The 7,426-nt window shown below is 63.4% G+C and carries 6 protein-coding genes; 1 reads left to right on the forward strand and 5 read right to left on the reverse strand.

The window, feature by feature from the left end; genetic code table 11:
- Positions 1-20: 20 nt before the first annotated feature.
- The 4 genes from NKH28_RS29715 to yajC are packed head-to-tail and all read right to left on the reverse strand — an operon-like array spanning position 21 to position 4,225.
- Positions 21-848, reverse strand: a complete 828-nt coding sequence (locus tag NKH28_RS29715; RefSeq protein ID WP_502896454.1) for a phytoene/squalene synthase family protein — start codon at positions 846-848, stop codon at positions 21-23.
- A 25-nt stretch (positions 849-873) separates the two neighbouring features.
- Entirely contained in the window at positions 874-1,263 is a 390-nt protein-coding gene (locus NKH28_RS29720; protein WP_352500864.1) for an Mth938-like domain-containing protein, read from the reverse strand.
- Positions 1,264-1,278: 15 nt separating this feature from the next.
- Positions 1,279-3,831, reverse strand: coding sequence for a protein translocase subunit SecDF (gene secDF, locus NKH28_RS29725; RefSeq protein ID WP_352819150.1), 2,553 nt, complete (start codon positions 3,829-3,831; stop codon positions 1,279-1,281).
- A gap of 52 nt (positions 3,832-3,883) precedes the next feature.
- Positions 3,884-4,225, reverse strand: coding sequence for a preprotein translocase subunit YajC (gene yajC, locus NKH28_RS29730; RefSeq protein ID WP_352451381.1), 342 nt, complete (start codon positions 4,223-4,225; stop codon positions 3,884-3,886).
- A 293-nt stretch (positions 4,226-4,518) separates the two neighbouring features.
- Here yajC and NKH28_RS29735 point away from each other — a divergent pair, with 293 nt between their 5' ends.
- The gene (locus tag NKH28_RS29735; RefSeq protein ID WP_352614034.1) at positions 4,519-5,394 is read left to right on the forward strand and encodes an ATP-binding protein; all 876 of its coding nucleotides are present in this window, start codon (positions 4,519-4,521) and stop codon (positions 5,392-5,394) included.
- A 96-nt stretch (positions 5,395-5,490) separates the two neighbouring features.
- On the opposite strand, the gene NKH28_RS29740 is transcribed toward NKH28_RS29735, so the two are convergent.
- Positions 5,491-7,023 (reverse strand): peptidoglycan DD-metalloendopeptidase family protein, encoded by a 1,533-nt coding sequence (locus tag NKH28_RS29740; RefSeq protein ID WP_352819148.1) that lies wholly within the window; start codon positions 7,021-7,023, stop codon positions 5,491-5,493.
- Positions 7,024-7,426: the final 403 nt, after the last annotated feature.

Below are 7,426 nucleotides of genomic sequence, written 5' to 3' on the forward strand. Positions count from 1 at the left end.
GGTTGGCTACGCGGCAGCCTCTATGCGACCGGCCAGCCCCGCGTCGCGCGCCGGAACAAGAGCCAATGCCGGCGCAAGACAGAGAGCCGCGCCACCTCCTTGACAGGCGAGCGGCGGGCGCGCTCCATTTTGTCGAGATAGGCGCCCGAAAGAGCCAGCGGCAGAAACGCCGGGCGCAGCGAAACCGGTAGAGCGGACGCCCCCTGCTCGAAGGCGGAAAGATGTTCCCGTGCCAGCGCGATTATCGCGGCAGCGGCGCGTTCCGCGCCCGGCCCGCCGTCACCTGTAACGAATTCTTCCGGCGAGGATCCCGCCGCCGCCAAAATATCGGCCGGCACAAAGCACTGTCCCCGCTCGCGATGTAGCGGCAGCAGAAGCAGCAGACCGGTCATCGCCTGCGCACAACCTGCCCTGCCGGCAAGCTCGGCAAAGCGCGGTGCTTCGACCGGATCGAGCACCATCGCCGCAAGCTGGATAAGTGCTGCGGCAGTCTCGCCGCAATAGCCTTCGAGGTCGGTGCGCGACGGCATCGGGTCGTCATAGAGATCGAAGATGCGCGCTTCGAGCATGTTTTCGAAAGCGGCCTTGGGCAGATGGTGGGCGGAAATAGTCGCCTTCAGCGCGTCCGCCACGGGATGGCCGACCTCAGCCCCATCCTCTTCGACTGCGATGACGTCGCGCCACCATTGCAGCCGCACCTCGCCCGGCAGCGCCTCGTGGATGCGGTCGCGTATGCCGGCAATTTCGGCGTTGAAGGCATAGAGCGAAAACAGCGCGTCCCGCTTGTCTTCGGGCGCGTAGAGCGCGGTCAGGTAGCGGTCATGATCAGCGGCGCGCACCGTCTCCATGACGAGTTTGGTGTTTTCGGCCACGTCAGTCGACGGCGATGAGTGCTGCGGCCACCGCGCGGTCTTCAGCCAGCAGCACATTGTAGGTCCGCACAGCCGCCCCGGTCGACATCGGATCGGCGGAAATGCCGGCATCCTTCAGCGCGGCACGCAGCGCGGCCGGCAACGGCCTCAGATCCTTGCCGCTGCCGACCAGCAGGATCTCGACCTTGTCTGCCTCGTTAAACAGCTTGGCGAAATCCGCTGCCGTCAGCGCCAGCGGATCGGCCGGCTCCCAGCCATAGATGCCCGAAGGCAGGCACAGCAGCGAGCCGCGATGCGACATGTCGGCAAAACGGAAGCCGCCGTTGCCGTAAGCCTCGATCGGTGCGCGGCCGGGGAAATGCGCCTCGCGGATGACGATGCCCTTGGCCACTTTTGAGGCAAGCCGTCAGGTGGCTATGGCTTTGCCGCCGCCCACCGGCTTTTCCTCGTCCGACGCTGTGGCCTGCGGTCGCAGCTTGAACAGGATAAGCAGCGGCGCGGCGATAAAGATCGACGAATAGGTGCCGAACACGACGCCGAACAGCATGGCCATGGTGAACGAGCGGATCACCTCGCCGCCGAACAGCACCAGCGCCAGCAGCGCCAGGATCGTCGTCACCGAGGTCAGCGTCGTCCTCGACAGCGTCTCGTTGATGGCGTTGTTCAGCAATTGCGGCAGCGGCATTCGCTTGTATTTTCGCAGATCCTCGCGAACGCGATCATAGACGACAATCGTATCGTTGAGCGAATAACCGATGATGGTGAGGATCGCCGCCAGCGACGATTGGTTGAATTCGAGGCCGGTGAGGACGAAGAAGCCGATCGTCATGACCACGTCGTGAACGGTCGCAACGATGGCGCCGACCGCGAACTGCCATTCGAAGCGGAACCAGACATAGATCAGGATGCCGAGCAGCGCGACCAGCATGGCAATGGTGCCTTGCTTGGCAAGCTCGCCCGAGACCGTCGGCCCGACCACTTCGACGCGGCGGAAATCATACTGGTCCTGCAGCTCGCCGCGCACCTTGTCGATGACGGTCTGCTCGGCATTCTCGCCGCCCTCCTGGGTACCGACGCGGATCAGAACGTCGTTTGGCTCGCCGAATTGCTGAACCTGCACCTCGCCGATATTGAGTTCCGTCAGCCTGCCGCGGATGTCGGCCAGATCGGCATTGCCGGCCTTGGACTGCACCTCGATCAGTGAGCCGCCCTTGAAATCGATGCCGTAATTGATGTCGATGGTCATGAAGCCGATGACCGACAGCACCGAAAGCACGCTCGACAGTGTGAACGTCCAGCGGCGGATGCCCATGAACGGAATTTTCGTTCCCGGGGGAATGAAGGTCACCGGCGCCCGTGGCAACTCCTTCGGCCGGGCCCGGCGAAGCCAGATCGACACCAGCAGGCGGGTGAAGGTGAAGGCGGTGAAGACCGTGGTCAGGATGCCGATGGCATAGGTGACGGCAAAACCCTTCACCGGCCCGGTGCCGAGGTAGAACAGCACCACGGTGGCAATCAGCGAAGTGACGTTGGAATCGACGATGGTCGCCAGCGCCTTGCTGAACCCGGTATCGATCGCCTGGATCACCGAGCGGCCGGCACGTCGCTCCTCGCGAATACGCTCATAGATCAGCACGTTCGAATCGACCGCCATGCCGATGGTCAGCACGATACCGGCGATACCCGGCAAGGTCAGCGTCGCGCCAAGCAGCGACAGCAGCCCGACGATCATCGCGACATGCACCGCCAGCGCGATGTTGGCGAGGAAGCCGAGGAAACCGTAGGCGACGAACATGAACGCCACCACCAGGATCGAGCCGATGATGCCGGCGACCTTGCCGGCATGGATGGAGTCCTGGCCGAGGCCAGGGCCAACCGTGCGCTCCTCGATCACGGTGAGGGTCGCCGGCAAGGCGCCGGCGCGCAGCAGCACGGCGAGATCGTTGGCGCTCTCGGCAGTGAAATTCCCCGATATCTGGCCGGAACCGCCAGGGATCGGTTCGTTGATCCGCGGCGCCGAAATCACCTGATTGTCGAGGATGATGGCAAACAGCTTGCCGACATTCTGCGCTGTCGCCTGGCCGAACCGCTGCGCCCCCTTGGAATCGAAGCGGAACGAAACCACCGGCTCATTGGTCTGCGAGTTGAACGTCGCCTGGGCATCGACGAGGTTTTCACCCGAAACGATGACGCGGTTCTCGATCAGATACGGAACCGGCGGATCGTCCTGCGAATACAGCACCGAGGACCCCGGCGGCGGACGGCCGTTCAGCGCATCCTGCACCGGCATCGATTGGTCGACCATCTGGAAGGTCAGCTTGGCGGTCTGGCCGAGAATTTCCTTCAGCCGTTGCGGGTCCTGCAAACCAGGCACCTGCACAAGGATGCGGTCGTCGCCTTGCCGCTGCACGATCGGCTCGGTCGTTCCCAGTTCGTTGACACGACGGCTGACAACCTCGATCGACTGGGTCAGCGCCGTCGACGTACGGTATTTGATGCCGGCATCGGTGACGGTGAATTTAAGCTGACCGGCCTCGGAATCATCCAGGGTCATCTCCTGGATGGAGCCGCCGCTGAACAGGCCGGCCGCCACCGGATTGGTCAACGGCTTCAATGCGTTCTTGGCGGCGTCGATCTGTGCGGGATCGGTGATGCGGACCTGCACCGTGCGCCCCGACCCGGCAAGGCCGGTATAGCCGATCTTGGCATCGCGCAGCAGCGTCCTGATCTCGTCGCGCGTCGTCTCCAGCCGATCCTTGATCAGATCGTTCGGATCCATCCTGAGCAGGATGTGCGAGCCGCCCTGCAGGTCGAGGCCGAGCGTCATCTGCCGCTTCGGCACCCAACTGGGCAGTTGGGCCAAGGTGCTTGCCGAGAAAAGATTGGGCGCAGCGAGGACCACCGTGGCGGCTACGGCCAGCCAGATCAGGATCATCTTGAAGCGCGAAAAATAAAGCATCAGTTCTTATCCGTTCAGGCGTACAAGCGGCAGCGTTCCGCCTTCAATTCGGTTATTTCTTGGCGTTCTGATTTGCCACCGGCTCGCCCTTGACGCGCACGTCGGCGATCGTCGAGCGCAGCGCCGTCACCTTGGTGCCGCCGCCAAGGTCGATCTCCAGCTCGTTATCGTCGATCACCTTGGTCACCTTGCCGACCAAGCCGCCGCCGGTGACAACGGTATCGCCGCGACGAACCGCCGCCAGCATCTCGCCGCGCTTCTTCAGCTGCGTGCGCTGCGGCCGGATGATCAGAAAATACATGATCACGAAAATCAGAGCAAACGGCACGATCTGGATAAACATTGCGGACGAGTCCCCGCCGATGCCTTGGGCGTATGCCGGTGTCACGAACATCGAGGTACTCCTGAATTTTAAAAACAGCCGCCTTAACCGTTCTGAGAATTTGACGGCCCCGCCAAATTTGGCCGGAATATAGTCGGTAACGTTGCCAATGCAACTGCGCCGCCGGGCAAATCGGCTGCTTTTCCAGCCTGGTGAGCCGTGTTAGAGGGTGATCCCCAAAAGCGACGCTCGGTTTCCGCAAAAGATCATGCCCGAACAAATGCTTGGGACGAGTTTCGAAACCGCTGAAATCAGGTAGGTTGGCCTGCCGCACCATCCTGAACGCGAGACAAAAAAGACAAGAGATGACCGACAGCACCATCGATACCCTGAGCCAGAAGCTCGACCGCCTGATCGAGGCGGTCGCCCGCCTCGCCCCGCCGCCGGTGCCGCAAACCGACCTGGGCGAGGCCGATTGCTTCGTCTGGCAGGCCGATCCCGGCTATCTGGAGCCGGTGCTCAAGGTCAACCGCGTCGACATCGGCCTGATCCGCGGGGTCGACCGCGTCCGCGACATATTGGTCGACAACACCGAGCGCTTCGCGTCAGGCTATGCCGCCAACAACGTGCTGTTGTGGGGCGCGCGCGGCATGGGCAAATCGTCGCTGGTCAAGGCGGTGCACGCCGCGGTCAACGCTTCGGCCAAGCTCGATCTGCCGCTCAAGCTTATCGAGATCCATCGCGAAGACATCGACACGCTGCCGAAGCTGATGGGCCTGCTGAAGGCAGCACCCTTCCGCTTCATCCTGTTCTGCGACGACCTGTCATTCGACCATGACGACACGTCCTATAAATCGCTGAAGGCAGCGCTTGAGGGCGGCGTCGAGGGCCGCCCGGCCAACGTCATCTTCTACGCCACCTCGAACCGGCGGCATCTGTTGCCGCGCGACATGATCGACAATGAGCGCTCGACGGCGATCAATCCGTCCGAAGCGGTCGAGGAAAAGGTTTCGCTGTCGGACCGTTTCGGCCTGTGGCTTGGCTTCCACAAATGTTCGCAGGACGAATATCTCGATATGATCGACGGCTATGTCCGCCATCACGATCTCGCCATCGATCCCGAGACGCTGCGCGCCGAGGCGCTGGAATGGGCGACGACGCGCGGCAGCCGTTCGGGCCGCGTCGCCTGGCAGTTCACCCAGGATCTGGCAGGCCGGCTCGGCAAGCCGCTCAAGGATTAGCCGCTCAACGACTAACAACAGAAGAAGCCCGCACCTTGCGGAGCGGACTTCCTCGCCGGGCTGAAGGTCAGGTGGCCCGCAAATCGCTTTCGTCGTCTATTCGAGATAGGTCGAAGGATCGACCGGCGCCGAGTTCTTGCGCACTTCGAAATGCAGTTTCGGCGAGTCGGTGGTGCCGCTCATGCCGGACAGGGCGATTTCCTGGCCGCGCTTGACCTTCTGGCCGCGCTGCACCTCGATCGAGCTGGTGTGGCCGTAGACGGTGACCAGACCGTTTTCGTGCCGTACCAGCACCGTGTTGCCGAATTCCTTGAGGCCGTCACCGGCATAGATGACGACGCCGTTTTCAGCTGCCTTGACCGGCGTCCCCTCGGGCACGGCAATGTCGACGCCGTCCTTGCCGCCGCCGAAGCTTGAGATCACGCGGCCGCGCACCGGCCAGCGCATCTTGCCGATGCCCGTTGCGTCCGGCGCCACCGCATCGTCGTCCTCGGCCTGCTGGATGACTTTCGCGTCCTTCTTTGGCGGCGTGTAGGAGGCGAGCGTCTGCGTCGGCGTGGCCTTGGCAGGCGGCTGGGTGGTGGCCGTCGTCACCGGATCGACCTTTGCCGGCTTCGCACCGGCGACAACAGCGGTTCCGCCTGCCGGCACTTTCAGGGTCTGGCCGATCTTGAGCAGTCCATCCTGCATGCCGTTCGCCTGCTTCAACGCGACGACGCCGACGCCGGTCTTTCTGGCGATGGCCGACAGCGTATCGCCTTGCTGAACCGTGTAGGTGCCGCCGGCACCGGCTGGCTTGGCCGTCGCCGAAGCCACTTTGGGCGCGGCCTTTCCATCCTTCGGCTGGCTCGCGGCAGCCGAGGCGTCCACCTGCGCGGCAGACTTGCCTTCCCTGAGCTTCGGTTGCTGCGGCAGCACGGCCACCTTCTCCGGCGCGTCGGCCGGCTGGTCGTGCCTGGTGCCGTTCGCGGGCTTGGCGTCGGCGACTTTCGGCGTGGCGCCGTTGCTCGAATACGCATAGGCCGGGATGACGAGCTTCTGGCCGGTCTTCAGCCCCTTGGTCGCGCTCAGCCCGTTGACTTTCATGATGGCATCGGCCGGCACGCCGTAGCGCCGCGACAGGCCGGAAATGGTCTCGCCGTCCTTGACGACGATCTCGGTTGCATGCGGTGCGCCGGCGGCCGTCGCCATGCGCGGCGCGTCGGGCTCGGCGTTCTTGAACGGCCTTGCCGCCGGAGCGACGGTGCCGGTTGCCGTCCTGTCGACACGAGGAGCGGCAGGCGCCATCGCCGGCGCGGCAGCGGTACGCACCGGGCGGGCGGCGGGTGCCAGGGCGGGAGCCGGCGGTGGCAACTGCTGCGCCGTAACCGGTTCGAGGCTTGAGCGGCTGACCGACTGGGTGTGGCTGCCGTCGATCGGCGCGGCCGCAACATCGCCCGGATAGGGCTGGGCAGCATCCTGCTTGTCGATGATGGCGCGCTGGTTGTTGGTCGAGGCGGTGAACACGTCATCGACGCTGTTGAACCGCGCCACCTGGGAACTACACCCCGTCGCAGCGCCTGCGATCATGAGGACGGCGCAGCCACGCGCCAGATTGCGTCCGTTTGCCTTCAAAACACTGAATTGCATCGCACTAACCCGCACAGACCCGGTACAACTGAGTGTGATTAAAGCGCGTTAATGTTACCGGTCGGTTAAACCTGTAGAATCAGACGCAAATTTTCTTAAAATATTCGAGGAAGGCTCTCAACTTCGTCGTCCTAGGGCGGAGCAGGAGCGAAGCTCCGTCGCGGAGACCCTGGGACCCATTCCGTGACCTTGGCCGAATAATGCGGCGGAGCAGCATTCTGCACCCTTGCAACGCCTCAAGGGCGCGGCATGATGGGGTGGACGGCGCCCGACGGCATCGGATGTGCCAGAATGAGTTCGTTGAGATCTCAAACAAGGGAGCCGTCCGTGGAACACCTTATCCGTATTGGCATGGATACGTCCAAGAGTGTTTTTCAGCTGCATGGTGTCGACGCTGCGGAGC

This window comes from Mesorhizobium sp. M1227, from assembly GCF_040318315.1.
In the GTDB taxonomy this organism is placed as follows: Bacteria; Pseudomonadota; Alphaproteobacteria; order Rhizobiales; family Rhizobiaceae; genus Mesorhizobium.